The following is a 23,392-nucleotide window of genomic DNA, read 5'->3' as shown; positions in this document are numbered from 1 at the left end:
CTTCGTTGCTTTTATACGAACACTTCTTCGTATTGATCCGCTTTAAAGCCTAACAAAATTAATTGACCATTCGATTCAATCAGGGGCCGGCGAATCACCGATGGTTTGTCGATCATCAGGGTAATAGCGTCACCGGCGTTGGCTGGCTTTTCGGCGTCGGGTAATTTCTTCCAGGTTGTTCCGGCGCGGTTTATCAGGTCCTCCCATGACTTTTGCGTAAGCCAGTGTTCAATCGTTTTTCGATCAATACCCTGTTTTTTATAATCGTGAAATTGGTACTCAATACCATGCTCGGCTAGCCAGACGCGGGCTTTTTTGACAGTATCACAATTTGGAATGGCGTATAAAGTATACATACAAGTTGCTTGCTTTAGGACGAAAGTAGGCGATTTGGGCCATACAATTCCCGACTGCGTTCCGTAAATTTGTGTCTATGAAAAAATCAGACATTCATTTTACGGTCGAGTTAGACAATCAGAATATTCCCGAGAAAATTTACTGGGAAGCTACCGATAACCCAAACGAGGGCCTCAGCGATACGCGTGCCATTGCCATTGCACTTTGGGATCAGTACCACAACAGCACGCTGAAAATTGATCTTTGGACAAAGGAAATGGAAGTAGTGGACATGAAGCGCTTCCTGATCGAGATGATGAGCGGCATCGCTGACACGGCGGTCAATGCAACGGGTGACAAACAGATGGCTACTGACATTGAAAACACCTGTCGGGTGCTGAGCAAGCGTCTCGAAGAAGAAATTAAAGAGCAGCAAAAGCAGCAGTAGCTGACACCGAAGCGACCCAATTGGTCGTTAATTTGCTATAGCCTACCTGGCAATGATTATTAATGTATGAAAAAGATTCTTCTGCTACTCTTCGTCGCTCAGATTGCCCTTGCCCAAAATCAAAAGCAGGGAATTCAATTTAAGCAGACGCCGGTAGAAAAAGTATTTCAGGAAGCTCGCCGAGCGGGTAAACCGGTATTTGTCGAGATTTTTTCGCCTACCTGTCACGTTTGCCAAAGCTTCGTCCCTACATTGGCCGACGCCCGCGTGGGAAAGTACTACAACGACAAGTTTCTCAGCACGAAACTAGACATAGGCCAACCATCGACACGAACATTTCTGGATAAGCACCATTTGTTCGTACCCTCGTTGCCTTTGTTTCTGTATTTCGATCCACAGCAGAATCTGGTTCATTTCGCAATGAGTAACAACTCGACGGATGAAGTGATTCGGCACGGCACTAACGCGTTGAGTCCATCGGGTCGTAGTCAAGCTATGAAGTCACGCTATCAGCAAGGCGAACGGGCTCCTAATTTCCTGATCGACTATGCGATGTATAGCCGCGTTACGAAAGATACAGTGGCAAATATCGCGGCCATGAATGAATACGCTCGTCAGCAGTCTCCCGCTACGTATGCCAACCAGACCAACTGGCTCGCGTTGCAGAAGCTGGTTCTGGACTTCGAAAACCCCATGTTTCAGTACATGCTGGGCCATCTGGACACCTACCGGAAAGCGTACGGGGCCGAACCAACGCAGCAGGTAGCCGAAAACATTCTAATGTCGTCCTTATACAGCGGGCGGGGGGCTCAGTATCCAGTAGCCAAGATTCTGGAGGTACGTCAGGGTCTAACGAAGATTGGTATTGATCCGAGAGTGGCGGCTAACCGCACGTTACTGCCCGAAGTCAATGCGTATTTCCGTGCTCGGCAAACGGGCAAGGCTGTGGAGCGGATGGACAGCCAGGTAGCATCAAACCAACTATCAGCGCCTGAGTACATCTACATCTCCCGGCTTTTCAACCGGGCAAGTCCCGATGCTACGGATGCGCCAACGGTGGTGAAGTGGGTCAATAAGGGTCTTGCTGCGAAACCTGCTCCGAAAGAACAGGCTGATCTGTACTTTGAATTAGCGGAAGCTTATCGACGCGGTGGTAAGAGTGCCGATGCGCAGAAAGCGGCTCAGAAATCGATGGAACTGGCGCAGGCAAGCCGACTGGACACTCGCCGGAATGTAGAGCAAATGGCTAAATTGAAATAGTCTCTGCGTACTAAAAGAGGCTTGGTGGGATGGAATGTCAAAACCCGACATCACATCCCACCAAGCCTCTTTTAATCTATTAAACGCTTACCGGTTTGGTAAACGGCGGTTGAAGCAGCAGGTGAAATGAATTTTCGTCGCCCAGTGAAACGGCCCGGCGTAAATCACTTTCAGCCTGCGGCAGTTGCCGAACCTGAATCCGGGCCAGGGCGCGCCACCGGTAAGCATCCGGTTGCTCGTCACGGAAGTGCCAGACCGCTTTGTCAAACTCGCGGAAAGCGTCGTTGAACTGCTCGGTTTTGTAATAAGCAATACCCCGGTCCAGATAGCAGTCAGCCAACGTATTGTCGCGGTTGATCGCCTGCGTAAGATCGTAGATAGCGGAGTAATAATTTTCCTGAACGAGCTGGCACTTTCCCCGATATGCGTAGGCAATGGCCGATTTCGGGTGCTGACGAACCGCTTCGTCGAAATAAGAATGAGCGCCGGTAATATTCCGATTACTGATCATCTCCATTCCTTTCCGAAATCGATTTCGATCTTTGTCGGCTGGTGTGTCGTGATCAACGAGGTAGTAGCGAATGGTTAAATACACTACAAACAGCAGACATATCAACGCAACTTCCATAACACAGGTCTGGTTTTCTAGCCTTGCGAAATTACAACTTTTAGCCCTGTCGGGGCAAGCCGATGGGTCAGTTTAATTGCTCCCGAATGGCTTTGGGTAAACTCTTGCGGACTAATTCGTAGGAATGATCAATCCACTCCTGAACCATGCTGCTCCGGACGCTACCATCAATCAGGACGGTGTTCCAGTGCGTTTTGTTCATGTGATAGCCCGGCATAACCGCCGAGTATTCGTCCCGCAGTTGCACCGCCCGCTCAGGATCACACTTAAGGTTGACAGTGGTAGGGCGGCTTTCGATGTCGGCAAGCGCAAATATTTTACCGCCAACCTTAAATACCAGCGTCGTTTCGCCAAAGGGAAACGACTCGGTAACACCCGCTTTTGTCAGGCAGTAATCACGCAGGGTTTCGATGTTCATCGGACGCAGTGGCGAACGGTGTAAACAATAATGGCAAACAAGAACATGACAATAGAGACCCGGTTAATGCCGTGCATCATGCGCAGGTTCACGTTTGTCGGATGGTTTGGGTCCGGCTTACGGAAAACGCGAAGAAAGTACGAAAAAACAGGACCAATTTTCAGGTAATCGAGAAAGCGATTCATAAAGAGTAATGGGCGGGTTGTAGTTGCTAGTGCTTACGACTTAAACATAGCCCGCCCTAGTTAACTAACAAAATTTATAGCGTGTTGAGTCACTACAAATCAACTTTTTCAGGCTCAATCCAACGATTATCTTCACGAATAAGGTCGATTAATTCGTCAACGGCCCGGTCGGCAGGAACTGACTTTTTAATGACCTGCTGCCCCCGGTAAAGCGCAATCTTATCGCGACCAATCCCCACATAACCATAATCGGCATCGGCCATTTCACCAGGACCATTTACGATACAGCCCATAATGCCAATTTTGACGCCTTTGAGATGGTCCGTGCGCTGACGGATGTGTGCCGTCGTTTCCTGCAGGTCAAACAGCGTTCGGCCACAGGAAGGGCACGAAATGTATTCCGTTTTGGTAATGCGCGTCCGGGCAGCCTGCAAGATACCGAAGGCCAGATTATTAAGCCGTTTTAGCTCGTCCGCTGAGGCTGAGTTCGGCGAAAGCATAACGCCATCACCCAGACCATCAATCAGCAATCCACCAACGTCGGTAGCGGCAAATAAGGGCACATCTTCTTCGGGTACTGCTGAATAGCTGCGTTGGATGACAACGGGTATCGTTATCGAATCGCTGGTCTGTTCTGGATTGATCAACTCGATGACCAACCGGCGTAATTCAGCCATCGCATGGGCATTTTCCGTTGCGATCAGCAGAACCGCCGTCTTATTCAAACGGAGCGCTTTCAACAGCTCATGCGACAAATCAGCCAGTACTACCCGTACGATGTTCAATCGGTTATGAAGCTTAAGCGCGGTTGACTGAGCGGTTAGGTATTCCGCTGCGGTTAATAACGGGAAAGCGTTAACCTGATCTCCATTTGTTTGCCAGACCGCAAAGTCCTGAATCTCCTTCAAGCCGTTGGGCAACATGAACTGCGCCGGATGCGAACCGGTGTAAATGTAGTCGGCACCGAGGTCATTCATACGCCATTTGTCGGGCACGGGCAGATAAAAATGACCGATTGGCTGTAGCGCGTCGTGGTCCGTAACCCGAATCTGACTGTAATCGGCAATGACCCGTGGTACGTTCTGACCGCCAAAATTAGCTACCTCGTGCGTAGTCCGGCGGGTATATTGGAACGGATTGATGGGGTAATTTGTAACGGGCGGAATGGGCGTCGTAGTAGCCGCCCGGTTGGTATAGCGATCAATCAGGGCCTGTGCAACGGGCGCTTCTCGCTCCGGCTCTTCGGTCAGCGATACGCGAACTGTGTCGCCAATGCCATCTTCGAGGAGTGTGCCGATACCCAGTGCTGACTTGATGCGTCCATCTTCGGCTTCACCTGCTTCCGTGACGCCAAGGTGTAACGGATAAGGTTGTAAGCCTTCTTCGGCCAGTCGCTGCACCAGCAGGCGGTACGCTTGCACCATCACCTGCGGATTGCTCGACTTCATCGACAAAACGATGTTATAATACTTTTCGTTCTCGCAAATGCGCAGGAACTCCAATGCCGATTCAACCATGCCCACGGGTGTATCGCCATAGCGGCTCAGAATCCGGTCGGACAAGGAGCCGTGGTTCGTGCCGATGCGCATCGCCGTACCGTACTCTTTGCAAATGCGGACTAGCGGCAGAAATTTTTCCCGGATACGGCCCAGTTCAGCGGCATAGGCAGCATCGGTGTAATCGATAAACTCGAACCGCTTGCGGTCGGCGTAGTTGCCAGGGTTGATGCGAACTTTCTCAACGATGCGCGCTGCCAGTTCAGCCGCATTGGGTGTGAAGTGAATGTCGGCTACCAGAGGGGTTGTATAGCCACGCGCCCGCAATTCCTTCCGAATATTCTCTAGATTCTGCGCTTCCTTCACACTGGGTGCCGTAATGCGGATATACTCACAACCGGCTTCGATCATGCGAATACTCTGCTCCACAGAGCCAAGCGTGTCCATCGTGTCAATGGTGGTCATGGACTGAACCCGAATCGGATAATCGGAGCCTAGCGGTACGTCGCCAATGGTGACCGTAATCGTTTTCCGGCGGTTGTATTGCGTCAGCGAAGGCGTATACAGTACTGGTGAGTCTGGCGTTGCCGCCGAAATAGAAGGAGTGAGCAGCGAATCAAGCATACAAATAGCGGCACAGCCGATTGACACAGATGGTTGTCGTAAACAAAGGTACGGAAAAAGGTCCTTCTTCGTTGTTATCTGTTTGTCCTGAAAACGTTGTGTTTCGCATAAATGTTCGCCTTTGAAATTTCATCTGTTGAGACTCTTTGCGCTGACTATGAGTTGGTTTAACACAACGTTAATAAACATTATAATCCGAAGCGAGTTGAATTAAGCTGATAAAGTTTAGCGGGCTTAGCTACATGGCTGAACCGGAAACTGAACGTACAACCTATCATTTACACAAAAAAATAGAACATGAAAACCAAGATAGTAAGTGTTATCGCGCTGGTTCTGATGGTAACTGTCGGAGCCTACGCCCAGGATAGTACAGCCGCGAGCACCAAAGAAATGCGTAAGCAGGAGCGGGCCGAACGGAAAGCTCGGGTGAAAGATGACGTGAAGACCGCAGGTCGTCGTGTTGGCGATGCGGCCACAGAAGTTGGTCAGGAAGTAAAGGAAAAAACGAAAGTAGCTGGTCAGGAAATCAGCGAAGAAACGAAAAAGGTAGGGGACAAACTCGACCAGAAAGAAAAAGAAATAAAAGCAAAGCGGGCTGCCAGACGGGCCGCTAAACGAGATACGCTGTAAGTGCCTTTATTCCTTGAGAAACGCAAATCCCGTCAGTGACCGATTAGTTAGGTCGCTGGCGGGATTTACGTTTTTACTTGACGAATTGTTCGGCTTACTGCTTGATCAATTTAACGGATTTTTGTTCGGAAGCCGTGCCAACGTGCAAGAAAAGCAATCCTTTCCGACCATTCACTGGTAAGCTAAGCCGTTCAACGGATTTGGCCTGATCGATCGTCCGCTGTTGCAACACTTTTCCTTGAACGTCGATCAAGTTGAGTTGTACGGATTGCCCGGAAACGCCTTTAATTTCGATGTCGGCGGTTTCGCCCACGGGGTTGCCTAATACGTCCACCTGTAAGCCAGAGCCCATTTCGGCGGCCAGACGTGCGCCGGTTGATCCACAAGCGGCCAGCCAGTTATAGGTAAAGCTTGCTTCTGTGGCGGTTCCCGTTTGGGTTGCTTTGAGCGTAATCACTGGATTATCGGTATAGATCGTTAGCGTATACGGACCGGGGTTGGTTGTTGGTAGCAATTCATTGACCACGGAAAAGGACACAGGCTGGCCACTTAGTCCTGCGTATTGGGGATTAAACGTTAACGTGCGCTGACTAGGGGTTACTGCTGTGCAGGTTACCGTTGTTACACCGATAATTGAAAAAGAACCCGATGGGATTGTGTTGGTTCCACAGGCGTCGAGCCAGTTATAGGTAAAGCTTGCTTCACCGGAGGAGCCTGCCTGCGTTGCTTTGAGTGTGATTACCGGATTGTCGATGTATAGATTAAGCGTGTAAGGACCAGGGTTTGTCGTAGGGCTCAACTCATTCGCTACGGAAAACAAAATAGGCTGACCGCTCAATCCTGCGTATTGGGGATTGAATGTCAACGTGCGCAGTCCCGCCGAAACCGTGGTGCAGGTCACTTTAGTTACGCCAACGATAGCGAAATCCGATGACGTGGCACTAATGGCCTGAATCGCTTTGTCCGCCTGAATGAAGCCATAACCAGTTCCAAAGTCAAAACCCGAATCAAAGCCGGCTGTTACCGGATCGTCCATATCCAGTGCCGTTTGCTCCAGCGCTGAAAGAATCGAATTGGTGGACAGACTGTTGCCTCCTTTTTCTTTCATCAGAGCAGCTACTGCTGCGGCATGAGGGGCAGCGGCTGATGTGCCGAAAAAGTTTGGAAAGGAATCCGGGTCACTACCTGAGTCGGCATAAAAGAACGTGGTATTCGTACCATCAACAGACGTGATCTCGGGTTTCTGGCGCGTGACTGAGCTGATGCGCGTACCATTGGTGTTGAAAAGAATGGGCGTTCCACCGGCGGACGAAAAGGGTTCGATGATAGCTGTTGTCAAAGCACCCTTGAATGCCGGCGTGTTATAGTAGGGAGCAGCACCTACGGCAATACAACGACTAGCGTTTGGGTGGCCAGCAATTGTCGAGCTTTTCGTGTCATGTTCAACAACAACATCATCACCAAAATTTATCCACTTAACCAGCGTTGGGTCTGGTCCCGAGTATTTAACAAGAGCGATTTCAATGGTAATCGCAGCGCTACCATTATTTTGTACACCGATGATTTCAACCGGGTCATTGCCTTCGTTGGCGTCAATTCCCGACAAGTTTGCCAGAAGGACTCCGTTGTAATAAACCAGGACATCCATATCCGTTTTGGCACCTGCACCGCCACTAACGGAAAAGAATGGATCATCCCATTGAAAACTAAAGATGGCCGTGCCCCCTCTCCCTGGAATCGTGATACTTTGTTTGATGTCACCTCCGCCGAAATCGTGAGCTGTATACGTGTTTGAATCGTACTGAGGATCTTTGAAAGAAACAGGCTTGAACGAGTTCTGGTAGGAGAAACGACCGGAGTTGCCTGCCGACGAAAAATACGTTACTCCCTTGTTGTTAACAACATCATCAACGGCCTGGGCAACGACGCCGTCCTGAAAAAATGGTTCAGCAAAATACCCGACATCATCCGTAATAATTTTACAGCCAATGTTGGCCAGATTACGAATACCCTGCGCAAACTCAAGCTCTGTATTGTAGGCCGTATGGAAAGCAATGGGGGAGCCAGGGGCTATATCGTGAACCAATTCGGCCATGGCGCGCCCTTCGTCAGTTCCTTCACCTGTAGGGAGGTCCGAAAGCACTTCTACACCGGAAGGCAGATCGCCGGATGCTACACCAGCGGCTGCTCCACCCAGCGCATTGTACGAATCAGACAAGATTCCTACTTTAACCCCCGAGCCTGATACACCATAAGCTGAGCGGGCAACATCCGCCCGTAGTGCTGCGTCGCCCTGTGAGGTAACCGATCCAACCCGATTTTTGGGTTTATAAGAAGGACGGGCAAATTTTAGCGATGGTATTTTTTTTAGCTCCGTAAGCTTGTCGATCGGCAAATAGCCCGATACTTTTTGCTTGTATGCCAATCCTCGCTGAAGCCCCAGGGCTTGCAACGCTTGTAATAAAGCTTCCCCTTCCTGTTCGGAGTTGGCTGTCGCGTCAATAGCGATCGTGTTGCCAGCTGTTTTGAATAAATTGGGGCGTTGCAACCCATCAATGGGTGCCTGATTTGGATTGCCGTTGTTGCTGATAATGGCATACAAATCAGGCGACACTTTGGCATCCTTAGCTACTTGCTTAGGGTTTTGCGCTTGACTCAGCGACGATAAGCATAGCATGGTGAGCGCAGAGGTAACAACCCATCTGCCCGTTCGTAAAAATAATTTCATAGGAAAGTTGAGATATTATAAAAGAAATTATAAACTACTTGGATAAAGATGGAGTAAAAAAAATGGTTATTACGTAATCGATAGAATTATTTATTGATTTAGTGAGGGAGCGTGTCGGTTTCGGTTTAAATAGCCTGTCGACTCCTAAAAAGAGCGTCCAGACGAAAGGCAAAAGCGTTAATACCATCTCTTCATGATAGAGGTGTCCGTCGAATGTGAGGTAGGCATTGTCTCTCAAAAGCTACTAGATCTTCGCGCCGACTTTCGCGTATTTACCCCGCCAGTGTTTCCACCGCTTGTGTGACCAGAGCCAGTCGGAGGGGTATTTTCGAATGGTCTCTTCCAGCAAATCGCGGTATTTCTCCAGCATAGCCCCCGAGGGTAAAGCATCGTAGGGGGGCTGGCCGATGTTGGTAAACGTCACTTCATAATAGCCACGCCGAACCCGGCGGAGCTCCGTATAAAAAACGGGTAGATTTCGGCTACGGGCCAGTCGTTCGGTACCTGGATAGAAAGGCGTGTCGCGGTGGAGAAAATCGATCCAGTGCGCGTATTCAGGAATATCCGGCACTTGATCGGCGACTAGAGCGACAATACGCGGAACGTCCTTTTGGGCTACCATCCGGCGGGGAAGGGTATTCATTGGTACCGGAACAGCGCCAAAACTAGCGCGTATCGACCGCATCAAATTCTCAAAGAAAGGATTATTCAGTGTTTTGTAGACACTGTCAGTTGGCATGCCCTGCAAGACGGAAGCGGATGGAATCCATTCCCAGTTGCTGGTGTGCGAAGCCATACCAATTACTGCCTGACCTGCACCCAACTGGTCTTTGACCAGCTCTGCATTTGAGAAATGGACCCGTCGTCTCAATTCATCGGCGGAGAGCGCGGGCATCTTGATCGTTTCAACGATCAAGTCAGTTAAGTTGCGGTAAAATCCTTTGGCAATCGACTGTATTTCAGCGGCTGATTTTTCTGGAAACGACAAACGAAGGTTTTCCAGTACCACATCACGCCGGTAGCGAACTACGTAAAGCAATAGAAAGTACAAGAAGTCAGATAAGCCATAGAGGACACTGAGCGGTAGTCTGGACAGCAAACGGAAAAAGATCATTCAGCAATCGACGGAATATTCAGCTACAAAATTGTGGTTTTGTGCCAGGGATACCCAATAAATTAAAAATTTATAAAATCAGTTGGTGGTATTGATTTTTTACCTTACTTGTGAACAGATACGTTTGTAGTTATTGGAAAAGTACCAACCGCAGCCTGATCATACCGAGTTACTCGTTGAATTACATTATTTGCCTTGTTTAGATTATGTCTCAGGGTTATTGCAGTTTCGGCGAGTGCGGGTTGAGGCTCATGAGCATTACCAGAAGCAAAGTTACAGAAATCGTTGCTACGTTCTGACGGCAAATAAAGTAGACACCCTGACGGTGCCGGTGCAGCAAGGAACGCACCACAATCCAGTTCGGGACCTTCGGATCGATACGAGTCAGCCCTGGCAAATGCACCACTGGCGATGCCTGAAATCGGCTTACGGAAAAGCACCTTTTTTTGACTATTACGCGCCGGAGTTTGAACCAGTGTACCAAAAAAACTGGGCATTCCTGTTTGATTTGAATTATGAACTGCTGACAATTTGTCTGAAACTAGTAGGGCAACGTGTCGACCTAAACCTGACAGATTGCTATGAGAAAGTACCGGAAGTCGGCCTATTTGACGCTCGCTCATTAATAAATCCGAGAAACAGGCCTGAATCGTATGTATTCTACAAGCCGAAGCCGTACGCACAAAACTTTGGCTTTGATTTTGTACCAAACCTTAGCATAATAGACCTATTATTTTGCCAGGGACCGCTGGCGACGGAGTTTTTAAGTTTGAAATGATTTATCGATTTCAGGTGTTATATACATAGCAGTTATCCTGAAAACGTACTCACCGATAATTGCAAAACTGGCTCGCTGGCAGAAGTGAACAAATCCTTAAATCTCTTCGTTAAGCCAGTATACGCTTACCCAAGGAGACCCCAAGCGAATGGAAGCAAAATTCTCAAACCGCGTCAAGGAAGTTATCACGCTAAGTCGGGAGGAAGCCTTGCGCTTAGGCCACGACTACATCGGCACCGAACATCTGCTGTTAGGCATGATTCGTGAGGGCGAGGGTGTGGCCGTCGGGCTACTGAAAAAACTCGGTATCTCGCTCGACGAACTCCGGGTCACTATTGAACAGGCGACGAAAGGAACGGCTACGAACAATGTGAAAAACCTGGCGAATATTCCGCTGACCCGTCAGTCGGAAAAAACGCTGAAAATCACGTACCTGGAAGCTAAGATTTTCAAAAGCCCGCTCATTGGAACGGAGCATTTGTTACTATCGATTCTGCGCGATGAAGACAATGTTGCCACGCAGATTCTGAATAAGTTCAACGTTAACTACGAAGTCATTAAAGAAATGCTCGAATATCAGTCTTCGGGAAGCCGTCCAGTGATGGGCCCCGAAACCGACGATGACGACAATGACCGGGGCATGTTCGGTGGTGGCGGTAGTTCCAGTTCGGGCAAAGATCCGAAGGGTTCTGAGAAGTCGAGAACACCTGTTCTTGATAACTTTGGCCGTGACCTGACCAAACTTGCTGAAGTCGGTAAACTTGATCCGATTGTTGGTCGTGAAAAAGAAATTGAGCGTGTGGCCCAAATCCTGAGCCGCCGGAAGAAAAATAACCCGATCCTGATTGGTGAGCCGGGCGTCGGTAAGACGGCCATCGCCGAAGGACTTGCTCTGCGCATTGTGCAGAAAAAAGTATCGCGGGTACTGTTCGGCAAACGCGTCGTGACGCTTGATCTGGCATCGCTCGTTGCTGGCACGAAATACCGTGGTCAGTTCGAAGAGCGGATGAAAGCCGTCATGAACGAGCTGGAGAAGTCGCCGGAAGTAATCCTGTTCATTGATGAGTTGCATACCATCGTTGGAGCTGGTGGTGCGTCGGGTTCACTCGATGCCTCGAACATGTTCAAACCAGCACTGGCACGCGGTGACATTCAATGCATTGGTGCTACCACGCTTGACGAGTATCGTCAGTACATCGAGAAAGATGGTGCGTTAGCCCGTCGTTTCCAGATGGTCATGGTCGATGCTACGTCAATCGAAGAAACCATTGAAATCCTGAATAACATCAAGGATAAATACGAAGATCACCACCACGTTAACTACACACCCGAAGCGATTGAGGCTGCTGTGAAGTTATCGGAGCGGTATATCTCGGACCGGTTCCTACCCGACAAAGCCATTGACGTGCTGGATGAAGTCGGTGCTCGCGTACACATCTCAAACATCACGGTTCCCGAAGATATTTTGAAGCTCGAAGAGCAGATTGAGAATATTAAGAAGGAGAAAAACCAGGTTGTTAAGAGCCAGAAATACGAAGAGGCTGCTCAGCTTCGCGATAAAGAAAAACGCCTGATCGACCAACTCGACCGTGCCAAGCAGGCATGGGAGGAAGATACTAAGAAACGTCGCTACACGGTAAACGAGGAAAGCGTTGCCGAAGTCGTTGCGATGATGACGGGTATCCCAGTCACGAGCGTATCAAATGACGAAGGCAAGAAACTCGTCAACATGGGCGAGGAGCTGAAAGGTCGGGTTATTGGACAAAACGCTGCTATCGAGAAACTGGTGAAAGCCATTCAGCGGACGCGCGTTGGTCTGAAAGATCCAAAGAAACCAATCGGTTCGTTTATCTTCCTTGGCCCAACGGGTGTTGGTAAGACAGAGCTTGCGAAAGTACTCGCTACCTATCTCTTCGACAAAGACGATGCGCTGGTTCGGATCGATATGTCGGAGTACATGGAGAAATTCAGCGTCAGCCGACTGGTTGGAGCTCCTCCGGGCTACGTGGGTTACGAAGAGGGTGGTCAGTTGACCGAAAAGATTCGTCGGAAACCATACAGCGTTGTATTGTTGGATGAGATCGAAAAAGCGCACCCAGATGTGTTCAACATTCTGCTGCAAGTGCTTGACGATGGTATCCTGACAGACGGTCTGGGCCGCCGGGTTGATTTCCGGAACACGATCATCATCATGACGTCGAATATCGGGGTTCGTGATCTGAAAGATTTTGGAGCCGGTATTGGTTTCGCGACACGCAAGTCTGCCGAAACGCAAGACGAGCTGATGAAGAACACGATCCAGAGCGCGCTGCGCAAAGCGTTCTCACCGGAGTTCTTAAACCGTCTGGACGATGTGATTGTGTTTAACTCACTGCAACGTGAAGACATTCACCGCATCATCGATCTTATGCTGGGTAAACTCCTGGGCCGCGTAACCAACCTTGGCTACACTGTCCAACTGACCGAGAAAGCGAAAGATTTCTTGTCAGAAAAAGGATATGACCCACAATACGGTGCTCGTCCGCTAAGCCGTGCGATTCAACGTTACCTTGAAGATCCCGTTGCAGAAGAAATTCTGAAAGGCGAATTGAAAGAAGGCGATGTAATCATGGCTGATTATCCCGGCGAAGGTGAAGTACTTACCATCACGGTTAAGAAGCCGGAAGCAGTGGTTGAGTAAGAACACCATATAGTTTTACAAAGAAGGCCGAGCGGAAACGTTCGGCCTTCTTTGTTTTAAGCTTATCAGGACTGACACCTTTACAATCAAGCCTAGCATGAGCGACTGGTGATGTAAGGTCATTTCGTCTTGCTTACCGTTTCAATGACCACCGAATGGAGTTCCAAACACACCTACTGCAAGCTCTATCCAAATCAGAAAGAGTGCCGCCAAAAGAGCTATACAGCCAGCAATTCGGTATTCGCTTTTGCTAACCTTTCTCATAACAAGCTCGCATAGATGACCGGTGCCCAACAGCAGGACAGCCGCGACGACAAAATCGAACACGGTCCAGTTCACTTCGTTCGTGAACTGCATCGCAACAAATGGTATAAGTAACAAAAATGCTATTACAAGCAAGATGGTAATAAGCCGTTTGTTTTGCATGATCGTAAAAGTGCTTGTTTATAATAATGTATAGATCTATTAAAAGTACTTTGTACTGCAAAGTAAGTAAAATCTGTTAGAAATAATCAAATAAATTTTTCAATAAATAGCGCTGACTCTGAGAGTTATGGTCTGTATAAACGCAATACGCATCAAATAGGAAGAGAGCGCCGAAAATTATGGTTCTATTTCCAAAATCCCATCGCTCTCTTCCTATTGGTAAGACTTCACTAGATACTTCGCTTTTTCACCTGATCGATTAGATACTCCGACGTGCGCATAGCACTGGCGAGAATAGTCCAGGTAACATTCTTGTCCCCTTGCGAGACAAAGGGAGCGGCATCGACAACAAATAGATTTTTTACGTCGTGTGCCTGTTGATATCCATTCAGCGCTGACTTTTGTGGATCGCTCCCCATCCGTACGGTACCCACTTCGTGGATGATGCGACCAGGAGCAGCCAGTCCGTACCCGTGTGCCGTATCAGGGCCGGGCTTTGGACCTAGCGCAATGCCCCCCATTGCATGAATAATTTCTTCGAACGTGTCCTGCATGTGCTTGGCCTGCTTCACTTCGTAGTCAGACCATTTGTAATGGAAGCGTAGGGCAGGAATACCGTATTTATCCACTTTGTCAGGATCAATTTCGCAGTAGTTGCTTTCGAGCGGGACGGGCTCACCGCGACCGGACATACCGATATAAGCACCATAAAATCGGCGGTAATCGTCCTTTAGCCCTTTGCCATAACCGCCCCCCGGCTTTTGTTTGCCATCGCGACCGGGAATCATACCGTTGAGCGCTTCGATACCGCCACCGAAACCGTAACCCGGCATACCCATTCCGCCCCCGTATTCGATGTGATAGCCACGCGGGAAATCCAGTTTTTTGTTGTCGAGCCACCAGGGCGTAAAGACGTGCATACCACCCACGCCATCTTCATTGTAGCGTTTGCGATCCATCAAGGCCGGGATAAAGCCGGAGCGGCTGGCCCCTGTCGAATCGTTCAGGTATTTGCCCACGACGCCACTGCTGTTGGCCAACCCATTCGGAAAGCGAGCGGATTTCGAATTCAACAGAATCCGCGCTGATTCGCAGGTACTAGCCCCAAGCATAACCGCTTTGGCCCGAACGGTTATTTCCTGCAACGTGCGAGTATCTACGTAGCTTACACCCGTAGCGAGTCCCGTGGCTGGATCGGTGAGCACTTCACGCGCCATGGCTCCATTGATCAGCGTTACATTTCCGGTCTTGACGGCTGGTATGCAAAGTACGGATGATGCCGAAAAATCGGCGTAAGCCTGACAGCCGCGATTACACTGATGACAGTAAAAGCACTGACCGCGCTCATTGTTAATGGGTTTTGTCAAAATGCTTAGCCGCGACGGAATAACCGGAATCCCAATGCTCTGTGCTCCTTTCCGAATCATCAACTCGTGCAAACGTGGCTTGGGGGGAGGTAAAAAGATTCCGTCCGGTTCGTTCGGTAAGTTCTCGATTGAGCCAAAGAGGCCAATCAATCGGTCCACGCGGTCGTAGAAAGGCTTGAGGTCTTCGTAGCGGATAGGCCAGTCATCGCCAACGCCCGTTAACGAGCGACGTCGAAAATCGTCCGGACCGAAGCGCATGGATATTCGTCCCCAGTGGTTGGTGCGTCCGCCCAGCATTCGGGAGCGAAACCAATGAAATTCCGTGCCTGATTTTGCGGAGTAAGGTTCACCGTCAATGGCCCAGCCACCCCAGGCCGCATCGAAATCTCCGCCGGAGCGAGCCGCCGTACTGGCCCCGCGCCGGGGCGATTCCCAGGGCCATTTCAATTGCGTAATGTACTTGGGGTCGGCGGGGTCGTAGTAACCACCCGCTTCCAGCAACACGACTTTAGCCCCGGCTTTGGCTAACATATAAGCGGCCATACCGCCCCCGGCACCCGAACCGACAATGGCTACATCGTAAGTGAGCGGAGCCTTCTTAAGTTGTGGAATTTCCATTGAGAAAGAAAAAGGTTAAGGAAAGACAACGAACGTTGATACCTCTATAAGACAGAGTGGTAGTATGTTTACTGATTGACAGCTAGGCACGTAAAAAGAAAAGCCCGACGAAAACGCCAGGCTTTTGTGTCGTGTTATGGATGAAAAATAAAATCGTAATGTGCTCAGTGGAATTCCTTCACCGCTTCGCCTACTTTGTCCGTACTGATCACGTCAACGCCGAGCTTCTTTAGTTTCTTCCAGGCATCGGGCGTGTCGGGCGCTCCCCAGAAACGCATTGGTTTATTGTCGTTGTGGGCTCGCTTGATGATGCGCTTAAGTTTCTCGCGATCAACATCAGGAATGTCGCCGATACCATTCCAGCGGGAATACGACTGAAAATTGTCGCTAATCATCGCCACACGCTGCAACGTTTCCTGATCATATACTTCACTAGGCCGGCCATCGAACTGAATCAGGAAAGGATAATCGAGGTAGGTGTCGATTCTTGGGCGGTTACCACTGACGATAACCTGTATAGCCTTGCTGTTTGCCGTTCGGTTAAAATAAGACAGGTTTTCCTGCAAAAGCTCGATTAGTTTGGGCAATACAACAGCAGGATCGTCCTTCACGTCGATCATCAGGCCAAAGGTATAATCCCGGTCGGGGCTTACTTTATCGCCGTATTGGGTGAACAGTTTGGCGATGGGCTTTATATACAGGGAATCCAGCGTAGGAGCGATAGTTGTAGGCTGGTCATGGACGACAACCAATTTGCCATTCTGTACCCAAACGTCGGCTTCGATAAAGTCGGCGCGTTGCTCGTAGGCTGTCGCGAAAGGTACCGGCTGAACATAGTCGTTATGAGCGAAAATTTTTTGAGCCTTGGCCGTAGATACAAATACGAGTAAAGGAAGTAGCAGGGCACGGAAATACATAAGCAGTGGGTTATTTATGACAAAGTAACATAGCTTATTTACTAAACCAAAACCGTCTGTCAACCTTGCCGTTTCCGCTCAAACTGCTATTTTTGGCTCTTCGTGTTTTTTACTAATAGTCCGTACGCGTTACGTTCGGATTTTTGACTAACCAATGGATTTACTGAAAGGAAAAGTTGCGCTAATTACCGGTGCGTCTCGTGGAATCGGGCGGGCGATGGCGGTTAAATTCGCTCAGGAGGGGGCCACCGTAGCGTTTACGTATTTGTCGAGTGTTGAAAAAGGACAAGCGCTGGAAGAAGAACTCCGGGCGTTCGGGGGCGACGTAAAAGGGTATCGCTCCGATGCATCGGACCACAAAGCTGCCGAAGAACTAATCAGCCAGGTGGTAGCGGATTTTGGCAAGATTGATGTACTCATCAACAATGCGGGTATTACCAAAGACGGATTGCTGATGCGCATGTCGGAAGAACAATGGGACAGCGTTATCAACGTTAATTTAAAGTCTGTCTTTAATTTAACCAAAGCGGCCATTAAACCAATGATGAAGGCTAAGTCCGGGTCGATCATTAACCTGACATCCGTGGTTGGTATTCGGGGTAATGCTGGACAGGCCAACTATGCCGCGTCAAAAGCGGGTATTATTGGTTTTACTAAATCGGTCGCGCTTGAATTGGGGTCACGGAATATCCGGTCCAATGCCATCGCACCGGGCTTTATCGAAACCGAAATGACCGGCGAAATCAATGAAAAGGCGCTGGAAGAATGGAAGCAGCAGATTCCGATGAAGCGTGGGGGGCAACCCGACGAAGTCGCCGACTGCGCTGTTTTTCTGGCCTCCGACCTATCCCGCTACATCACCGGCCAGGTGCTGCAAGTGGATGGGGGAATGCTTACTTAAAAAGTTCGGCGGTTGTCGTTTTTAGCTTTTCTAAAAACGACAACCGCCGAACTGAAACTCCTTACTGAATGCGCTCCGACGTTATTTTTCAATCTTCACCCTGGTGGATTTTAGTGTGCCTGCTCGTTGGAGCGGCTTACGCGTTTGCGATGTACCAGCCCTTGCCCCGGTTAGCGGGTAGTGGGGCCACAGTCGGTGGGTTTGACAAGCGAACTACGTATGGCCTGGCCGCTTTACGGTTTGTGATCGTAAGCTTTCTGTGCTTTCTGTTGCTTAATCCGCTCATCCGCGGTATACGCACGATCACGGAAAAACCCAAGGTAGTATTGGCGGTTGATAACTCGGAGTCGCTCACGGCGGCTGGTCGGCCTGCGCTGAACCGGGCGTTGACGAGCCTGCAAACCTTACGGCAGCAATTGACCGAAAAGGGCCTCGACGTGTCGGTGCGAACGTTTGCCGATACCGTTTCTGAAGCTGATCTAACCCAAATTCCATTCACGCAACGGACATCCAATCTGTCGGGTTTGTTGTCGGGCATTCGGTCCGATTACGAAGGGCGCAATTTAACGGATGTGGTGCTGGTGTCAGATGGTATTTTCAATCAGGGCTTATCGCCGACGTTCGGTCAGTACCCATTTGCCGTTCAAACGGTTGGGTTGGGTGATACGGTGGCCAAGAAGGATATTCAGCTAAAAGGCATTATCGCCAATCGCATTGCGTATCTGGGGAATCAGTTTCCGGTACAGGCCGAAATCGTTAGTAACGGTTTCCAAGGACGTAGTGCTGCCGTTGTCCTGCGTCAGAACGGACGGGAACTAGGTCGGCAATCAATCAATTTTGGTAAGAACGACACGTTTAATCAGGTAACTTTCCAAACGACGGCTACGCAAAAAGGGGTACAGCATTATGTGGTGGAGGTGCTACCGCAGCCGGGCGAATTCACTACGCAGAATAACCGTCAGGACGTGTATCTGGACGTTATCGATGGGAAAGAAAAAGTACTCCTGCTGGCCCTGTCACCCCACCCCGACGTTAAAGCGTTGCGGAACATCCTGGAGCGCAATCAAAACTACGAACTTGACGTACGCATTCTGACCGGTACACCCGCCGAAGCGACGCCACCCGCCGATAAAATCTACGATCTGATCATCCTGCACCAGATTCCGGATAATGGGGGTTTGGGCAATGCACTCGTTCAAAAGTATTTGGCTAAGAATACGCCGGTGCTTTTTGTGTTGGGCAATCAATCGTCGCTGGGGCCGTTCAACACGTCGAATCCGGTCGTACAGGTAGTGGCTCAACCGAACCAGAGCGACAAAGTAACGGGCGTTTTCAACGGCGAATTTAAGCAACTGAATTTCGATCCGGCAAAGCTGGAACTGTTAAGCAAGCTGCCTCCTATGGCCGTTCCGTACGGTGAGTTTCGCCTTCAGCCGGGAAGCGAAGTGGTGTTGTGGCAGCAGGTCGGTAATGTTCGTACCACAAAACCACTGTTGGCCCTAAACGTAACCGCACCCCGCAAAACGGCTGTTCTGGCGGGCGAAGGTTTGTGGTCGTGGCGGCTCGAAGAATACGCGCTGACCGACAAACAGGACGTTGTTGATGAGTTGGTTCAAAAGGTAATTCAACTGATCTCCGTCAAAGAAGATCGCCGGAAATTGCGAGTCTATCCAATCCGTGATGAGTTTGTAGCAGGAGAGAAGGTCATTTTCGAAACCGAACTTTACAACGACATCTACGAACGACTCTACGACAAACCCGTTAAACTCGATATTACCGACGAAAAAGGCGTAAACCGTTCGTACAACTATACGCCCACCGAGACAAACAGCCGTTTTGAGATCAGCCGTTTGCCCCAGGGCGCTTATCGCTTCCGGGCGAGCGTGACGGTCAACAACCGGCCTGAGCAATCGTCTGGTCAGTTTGTGGTGCGTGACCTTCAGCTCGAAGCCCTGAACACAACCGCCGATCACGGAATGCTTCGTCAGCTCGCTCAACAGACGGGTGGACATTTTTACGGACCCGCTCAGGTAGACAACCTCGTGCGTGACCTGACCGCCCGCTCACACCCAGCCCGGCTCAGTAGTACCGAGGAAATGAACGAAATCATCAACTGGCGCTGGCTGTTCTTTGTTGTGCTGATTCTAGCATCGGTTGAATGGGGATTACGTAAATTCTACGGCGGTTATTGATACCCTTCGACCTGCATCGCGTTTCGAACGAATCGAAGTTCGGTGTACGTGACGTCATTGCCAATGGCTTCCAGAGCCTCGCCCAGCGTTTCGGGTTGATTACTTTCGAGATACGAGCGGATCATTCGAATGCGGTCGGCAGGCAGCAACTCGTCGATGGACAGCTCACCAGTGGTTATGCATTTGGCTAAATGCCCCTCAACCGTCGAAACGGATAAACTGCGTTCGGTAGCAATATCGGTGACTGTTTTACCCGATTGAAAGAGCGTCAGGGTAACCGTGATCGTAGGGACTTTCGGTTCTTTAACTTTTGCTGCTTTCTGCGGTTTGGCCGGTAACTCGCTTCGGTCGGTGTAAGTGCGGATAATAGCCAGTACGTCAGCGCCAATTTGCTTAACTTTTGTTTTGCCAAAGCCCTTGATACGAAGTAGTTCGTCCGTTGTCGTCGGACGAACGCGGGCCAATTCGACAACCGTTTTCTGGGGCAGGACCATGTAGGTGGACGTGTTGTGTTCACCGGCTAATTCGTTACGCCATTTCATCAAGGCGCTGTACAAGCTGCCTCGCGAGGATTCGCTGACAGCGGCTTCCGATGGTTGTGGCTCGAATTTTCGGCGTTCGGGGATAAAGTCCAGTTCGGCCCGGTTTCGCGCCTGTAAATACGCCAATGCTTCAAAGCCATTAAGGCTGTTTTCGAAACTGCGCAGTTTACTGAACAACTCCTTCTCCAGTTCATCGAGCATATCGAGCATACTTTCGCGGACCTGTTTGTTGTCGCAGTCGGTCGGGCATTGATAGATGATCGGCAGCAACTCATCGGCGAGTAAGGTTCGGAAATAAGCACTGGCTTTTCGAATCCGTTCCTGCAACGGTTCGTTTCGTTCGGGAAGCACGTCGCTGGCGAAATAACCCGAAAGTTGCTGTTGAAACCGGTTCGCAATCTCCGATGCTTTCGTGCGTAAACTGTCGGCCAGTTGGGTTAATCCCAAGTGAAGTTCACTGGGAAAACTGTCGAGGTGCTGGTTGATAATGCGTCTACAGCGGTAGGCGAACGAATTAGCCCGCTCAAACGAAAACAACTCGCGAAGCAAATACTCCTGGTTAGTCCGCTTTGATTCTTCGAGGTGCTGTTCGGTGGGCGTTTGTTGCTGTACCTGATCGTGGAAATCTTCCAGCATTTGTTCGGTTTTAATGCTGGAGGAGGGGATAGGCGTTCGCAATACGAGACCGTCCAGGCTTTTGCATCGGCTCAGCGCCACGTACACCTGACCGTGGGCAAACGCTCCCGACGCATCGATAATTGCTTTCTCGAAGGTCAATCCCTGGCTTTTGTGAATGGTAATAGCCCAGGCGAGTTTGAGCGGAAACTGCGTGAACTTACCGATGGGTTCCGCTTTAATCTCCTTTGTCTCCGCATCCAGGCTGTAGCGAATATTGGTCCAGTCAGCGGGATACACGGCTATTTCCTCACCGTGACTTCGCACGAAAATGACATCCTCTTCCATCGCCGTTACCTGCCCGATCTTACCGTTATAAAACAGTTTGTCACGGGAAATATCGTTTTTGATGAACATAACCTGTGCGCCAACTTTCAGGTCAAGATCGGCTTCGGTCGGATAAGCATGGTTCGGAAAATCGCCCTCGACGGTAGCGGTAAACGTACGGAGTTTGGCCTTCAGGGACGCTAACTTCTGGTTATTGATCTGCTGCGCTGTCGTGTTATGCGTTGATAGCGTAATATAGCCTTCGTCGTCGTGCGGCTGAAAATCGGGGACGTAATGCTGGTTTAGTTCGTCCAGTTGCGTTCTCGTTATGGATTTTTCCCGAATGCTGTTTAAAATCGAAATAAAGCGTTCATCGGCTTGCCGGTAGATGTGCGTCAGTTCGATCGACACGTAGGGCGTTTGTTGCAGCGCTTTGCTGCCAAAGAAATAGCCCGTATCGTAATGAGGACTCAGCAAGGCCCAGTCATCGTCGCGGATAACGGGAGGGAGCTGCTGCATGTCGCCAATAAGCAACAACTGAACACCACCAAACGGTGCGGAGTTATACCGATACCGCCGGAGTACCTCGTCAATACCATCGAGCACATCGGCCCGGACCATACTAATCTCATCGATCACCAGCAAATCGAGAGTACGGAGCAGATTGATTTTCTCGCGGTTAAATTTACGGTTTTCGCGCTGCGTCGAACCCGGTACCAGCGGCCCAAAGGGTAGCTGAAACAACGAGTGAATGGTGACGCCCCCGGCATTGATAGCCGCTACGCCCGTGGGAGCCACCACGGCCAGCCGTTTGACATTCGACTGTTTGATCTGGTGCAAAAACGTCGTCTTTCCTGTCCCGGCTTTTCCGGTCAGAAAAATATTCCGGTTCGTGTGAAGAACAAAATTCGTGGCAAGGTCTAGCTTTTCGTTTACGGTAGGTGACATGGTACGGCGGTATAATCCCGGTAAAATTAATGAACATCGGGGACCACAAAATTTGTTTATAGAACGTCCGATATTTTCGGAACGGCTGCGGGGTTTTTATAATCAATCAATCAGTCAACGTTGTACTTTTGAAAATTGACTACAGAGTTATGAATATAGGTGATCGAGTTCGTCTGCTTCGGGCGAAAGAACAGGGTGTTATATCGCGCTTCTTACCCGGCGATATGATCGAAATAGAAATTGAGGACGGGTTCCGGATTCCCGTGATGCGGTCGGAGTTGGTACCGGTTTCGCCATTGGAATCGGAGCGGTTATTAAAAACCAGCGCTTACGCCCCACAAAAAACGGTAGCACCATCGGCACCAGCCATTTTGGCCAATCAGGGCATTTATCTGGCATTCGTCCCCGTCAACGATCGTGAATATACACTTCACTTGATTAACAACACGGATTGGGAATTTCCCTACACGCTGGGCGAAGAATCGGCGGGCGTTGGTAGTGGTGTGCAGTTTCGGGGTTTGCACAGTGGTCTGCTGAAACCAAAGACGCAGCAGAAAATGAATGACCTATATCAGCACGCCAAGTTTGAAGAATGGCCGACGTTTGTGGTTCAGGGACTTTGGTTTCGGGCCGGAAAATCGTCGCTCCGTACCCCACTGCTCAAACGCTTCAAAGCGCGGGCTGCTACATTTTTTAAGAACAAAGTAACCGTTCCGGTGCTGAATCAAACCGGTTTTCAGACGCAACTGGATGCCGAAGCCATAAACGCAAATCCGGCTGATTCAGGACAACCCGCAACGGCTACTAAGCCGCAGAAAACGACGACCATTCAGCCCGAAGACCTTAAAGCGGAAATGCTTAAGTCGAAATCGGAGTTGGGAGGCATATCGGTCGAGCGCCCATCGTCGGTAGTTGACCTGCATATTGACGCGTTACTGCCGAATGGTTCGGACAAACGAACACCCGCCGATCTGCTGACGCTTCAACTCACTACGTTCGAAAAATCGCTTGAAAACGCCATCGCCAGCGGCATGCACGATATTACGTTTATTCACGGCGTTGGAAGCGGAGCATTGCGGACAGAACTGCACAAACGGCTGAGTAAACATCCGAACGTGAAATTTTATGAAGACGCCCAGAAACAGAAGTTCGGTTATGGGGCGACAAAGGTTACCATTAAGTAATAGCGAGCTGGGCGAGTTGCAACGATTATC

Annotated in this window: 19 protein-coding genes; 8 read left to right on the top strand and 11 right to left on the bottom strand. The window is 49.8% G+C overall.

Going from position 1 to position 23,392, the window contains the following annotated elements; genetic code table 11:
- Positions 1–11 precede the first annotated feature (11 nt).
- Positions 12–356: an ArsC family reductase gene (locus M0L20_RS21720; protein ID WP_248479001.1), complete on the bottom strand. Its 345-nt coding sequence runs from the start codon at positions 354–356 to the stop codon at positions 12–14.
- Positions 357–433: 77 nt separating this feature from the next.
- Between M0L20_RS21720 and gldC the strand changes: the two genes are divergently transcribed.
- Together gldC and M0L20_RS21710 are read left to right on the top strand one after the other, a co-directional pair.
- Complete coding sequence (gldC, locus tag M0L20_RS21715; protein WP_232558696.1) at positions 434–784, top strand: gliding motility protein GldC; 351 nt, start codon at positions 434–436, stop codon at positions 782–784.
- Between the two features lie 66 nt (positions 785–850).
- Entirely contained in the window at positions 851–2,044 is a 1,194-nt protein-coding gene (locus M0L20_RS21710) for a thioredoxin family protein (RefSeq protein ID WP_232558695.1), read from the top strand.
- Between the two features lie 79 nt (positions 2,045–2,123).
- Here M0L20_RS21710 and M0L20_RS21705 read toward each other — a convergent pair whose 3' ends face one another.
- From M0L20_RS21705 to ispG, 4 genes are all read right to left on the bottom strand, one after another.
- Positions 2,124–2,672, bottom strand: coding sequence for a tetratricopeptide repeat protein (locus M0L20_RS21705; protein WP_248479000.1), 549 nt, complete (start codon positions 2,670–2,672; stop codon positions 2,124–2,126).
- Positions 2,673–2,739: 67 nt separating this feature from the next.
- On the bottom strand, positions 2,740–3,090 hold the full coding sequence (locus M0L20_RS21700) for an MmcQ/YjbR family DNA-binding protein (protein ID WP_248478999.1): 351 nt from the start codon (positions 3,088–3,090) through the stop codon (positions 2,740–2,742).
- Complete coding sequence (locus M0L20_RS21695; RefSeq protein WP_248478998.1) at positions 3,087–3,275, bottom strand: DUF6728 family protein; 189 nt, start codon at positions 3,273–3,275, stop codon at positions 3,087–3,089. Before M0L20_RS21695 ends, M0L20_RS21700 begins: the two co-directional genes overlap by 4 nt.
- A 92-nt stretch (positions 3,276–3,367) precedes the next feature.
- Complete coding sequence (gene ispG, locus M0L20_RS21690) at positions 3,368–5,395, bottom strand: (E)-4-hydroxy-3-methylbut-2-enyl-diphosphate synthase (protein ID WP_248478997.1); 2,028 nt, start codon at positions 5,393–5,395, stop codon at positions 3,368–3,370.
- A gap of 297 nt (positions 5,396–5,692) precedes the next feature.
- Here ispG and M0L20_RS21685 point away from each other — a divergent pair, with 297 nt between their 5' ends.
- Positions 5,693–6,025, top strand: a complete 333-nt coding sequence (locus M0L20_RS21685) for a hypothetical protein (RefSeq protein ID WP_248478995.1) — start codon at positions 5,693–5,695, stop codon at positions 6,023–6,025.
- 94 nt (positions 6,026–6,119) lie between these two features.
- Here M0L20_RS21685 and M0L20_RS21680 read toward each other — a convergent pair whose 3' ends face one another.
- A complete protein-coding gene (locus tag M0L20_RS21680; RefSeq protein ID WP_248478994.1) occupies positions 6,120–8,753 on the bottom strand; it encodes a S8 family peptidase in 2,634 nt (877 codons plus the stop codon).
- A 244-nt stretch (positions 8,754–8,997) separates the two neighbouring features.
- The gene (locus M0L20_RS21675) at positions 8,998–9,867 is read right to left on the bottom strand and encodes a lysophospholipid acyltransferase family protein (RefSeq protein WP_248478992.1); all 870 of its coding nucleotides are present in this window, start codon (positions 9,865–9,867) and stop codon (positions 8,998–9,000) included.
- Positions 9,868–10,000: 133 nt separating this feature from the next.
- Here M0L20_RS21675 and M0L20_RS21670 point away from each other — a divergent pair, with 133 nt between their 5' ends.
- Complete coding sequence (locus M0L20_RS21670) at positions 10,001–10,645, top strand: WbqC family protein (protein WP_248478990.1); 645 nt, start codon at positions 10,001–10,003, stop codon at positions 10,643–10,645.
- A 148-nt stretch (positions 10,646–10,793) separates the two neighbouring features.
- Positions 10,794–13,325, top strand: a complete 2,532-nt coding sequence (locus tag M0L20_RS21665) for an ATP-dependent Clp protease ATP-binding subunit (protein WP_232558686.1) — start codon at positions 10,794–10,796, stop codon at positions 13,323–13,325.
- Between the two features lie 141 nt (positions 13,326–13,466).
- Here the strand turns inward: M0L20_RS21665 and M0L20_RS21660 are convergent, their stop codons facing one another.
- The 3 genes from M0L20_RS21660 to M0L20_RS21650 form a co-directional block, all read right to left on the bottom strand.
- On the bottom strand, positions 13,467–13,751 hold the full coding sequence (locus M0L20_RS21660) for a hypothetical protein (RefSeq protein WP_248478989.1): 285 nt from the start codon (positions 13,749–13,751) through the stop codon (positions 13,467–13,469).
- Positions 13,752–13,981: 230 nt separating this feature from the next.
- The gene (locus M0L20_RS21655; RefSeq protein WP_248478988.1) at positions 13,982–15,736 is read right to left on the bottom strand and encodes a GMC oxidoreductase; all 1,755 of its coding nucleotides are present in this window, start codon (positions 15,734–15,736) and stop codon (positions 13,982–13,984) included.
- 164 nt (positions 15,737–15,900) lie between these two features.
- On the bottom strand, positions 15,901–16,653 hold the full coding sequence (locus M0L20_RS21650) for a phosphatidylinositol-specific phospholipase C/glycerophosphodiester phosphodiesterase family protein (RefSeq protein ID WP_248478987.1): 753 nt from the start codon (positions 16,651–16,653) through the stop codon (positions 15,901–15,903).
- A gap of 154 nt (positions 16,654–16,807) precedes the next feature.
- On the opposite strand from M0L20_RS21650, the gene fabG reads away from it, so the two are divergent.
- Both fabG and M0L20_RS21640 read left to right on the top strand, forming a co-directional pair.
- Positions 16,808–17,554, top strand: a complete 747-nt coding sequence (fabG, locus tag M0L20_RS21645; protein WP_232558682.1) for a 3-oxoacyl-[acyl-carrier-protein] reductase — start codon at positions 16,808–16,810, stop codon at positions 17,552–17,554.
- 68 nt (positions 17,555–17,622) lie between these two features.
- A complete protein-coding gene (locus M0L20_RS21640) occupies positions 17,623–19,746 on the top strand; it encodes a VWA domain-containing protein (protein ID WP_248478986.1) in 2,124 nt (707 codons plus the stop codon).
- Here the strand turns inward: M0L20_RS21640 and M0L20_RS21635 are convergent.
- Positions 19,740–22,178, bottom strand: a complete 2,439-nt coding sequence (locus tag M0L20_RS21635; RefSeq protein ID WP_248478985.1) for a helix-turn-helix domain-containing protein — start codon at positions 22,176–22,178, stop codon at positions 19,740–19,742. The two genes, M0L20_RS21640 and M0L20_RS21635, sit on opposite strands and share 7 nt — an antisense overlap.
- A 149-nt stretch (positions 22,179–22,327) precedes the next feature.
- On the opposite strand from M0L20_RS21635, the gene M0L20_RS21630 reads away from it, so the two are divergent.
- A complete protein-coding gene (locus tag M0L20_RS21630; RefSeq protein ID WP_232558679.1) occupies positions 22,328–23,362 on the top strand; it encodes a Smr/MutS family protein in 1,035 nt (344 codons plus the stop codon).
- The last annotated feature ends 30 nt before the right edge of the window (positions 23,363–23,392 follow it).

Origin of the sequence: Spirosoma liriopis (genome assembly GCF_023196085.1) — a bacterium.
Lineage (GTDB): Bacteria > Bacteroidota > Bacteroidia > Cytophagales > Spirosomataceae > Spirosoma > Spirosoma oryzicola.
The sequence above is the reverse complement of the archived record's forward strand: the minus strand, read 5'-3'. Positions and strand labels throughout refer to the sequence as shown.

Excerpts from the sequence above, each read along its gene's own strand:
- M0L20_RS21675 (WP_248478992.1), bottom strand. The coding sequence starts at position 9,867 with ATGATCTTTTTCCGTTTGCTGTCCAGACTACCGCTCAGTGTCCTCTAT.
- M0L20_RS21695 (WP_248478998.1), bottom strand. The coding sequence starts at position 3,275 with ATGAATCGCTTTCTCGATTACCTGAAAATTGGTCCTGTTTTTTCGTAC.
- M0L20_RS21700 (WP_248478999.1), bottom strand. The coding sequence starts at position 3,090 with ATGAACATCGAAACCCTGCGTGATTACTGCCTGACAAAAGCGGGTGTT.
- M0L20_RS21655 (WP_248478988.1), bottom strand. The coding sequence starts at position 15,736 with ATGGAAATTCCACAACTTAAGAAGGCTCCGCTCACTTACGATGTAGCC.
- M0L20_RS21720 (WP_248479001.1), bottom strand. The coding sequence starts at position 356 with ATGTATACTTTATACGCCATTCCAAATTGTGATACTGTCAAAAAAGCC.
- M0L20_RS21660 (WP_248478989.1), bottom strand. The coding sequence starts at position 13,751 with ATGCAAAACAAACGGCTTATTACCATCTTGCTTGTAATAGCATTTTTG.
- M0L20_RS21680 (WP_248478994.1), bottom strand. The coding sequence starts at position 8,753 with ATGAAATTATTTTTACGAACGGGCAGATGGGTTGTTACCTCTGCGCTC.
- fabG (WP_232558682.1), top strand. The coding sequence starts at position 16,808 with ATGGATTTACTGAAAGGAAAAGTTGCGCTAATTACCGGTGCGTCTCGT.
- M0L20_RS21685 (WP_248478995.1), top strand. The coding sequence starts at position 5,693 with ATGAAAACCAAGATAGTAAGTGTTATCGCGCTGGTTCTGATGGTAACT.
- M0L20_RS21665 (WP_232558686.1), top strand. The coding sequence starts at position 10,794 with ATGGAAGCAAAATTCTCAAACCGCGTCAAGGAAGTTATCACGCTAAGT.
- M0L20_RS21650 (WP_248478987.1), bottom strand. The coding sequence starts at position 16,653 with ATGTATTTCCGTGCCCTGCTACTTCCTTTACTCGTATTTGTATCTACG.
- M0L20_RS21710 (WP_232558695.1), top strand. The coding sequence starts at position 851 with ATGAAAAAGATTCTTCTGCTACTCTTCGTCGCTCAGATTGCCCTTGCC.
- M0L20_RS21635 (WP_248478985.1), bottom strand. The coding sequence starts at position 22,178 with ATGTCACCTACCGTAAACGAAAAGCTAGACCTTGCCACGAATTTTGTT.
- gldC (WP_232558696.1), top strand. The coding sequence starts at position 434 with ATGAAAAAATCAGACATTCATTTTACGGTCGAGTTAGACAATCAGAAT.
- M0L20_RS21705 (WP_248479000.1), bottom strand. The coding sequence starts at position 2,672 with ATGGAAGTTGCGTTGATATGTCTGCTGTTTGTAGTGTATTTAACCATT.
- M0L20_RS21640 (WP_248478986.1), top strand. The coding sequence starts at position 17,623 with ATGCGCTCCGACGTTATTTTTCAATCTTCACCCTGGTGGATTTTAGTG.
- ispG (WP_248478997.1), bottom strand. The coding sequence starts at position 5,395 with ATGCTTGATTCGCTGCTCACTCCTTCTATTTCGGCGGCAACGCCAGAC.
- M0L20_RS21630 (WP_232558679.1), top strand. The coding sequence starts at position 22,328 with ATGAATATAGGTGATCGAGTTCGTCTGCTTCGGGCGAAAGAACAGGGT.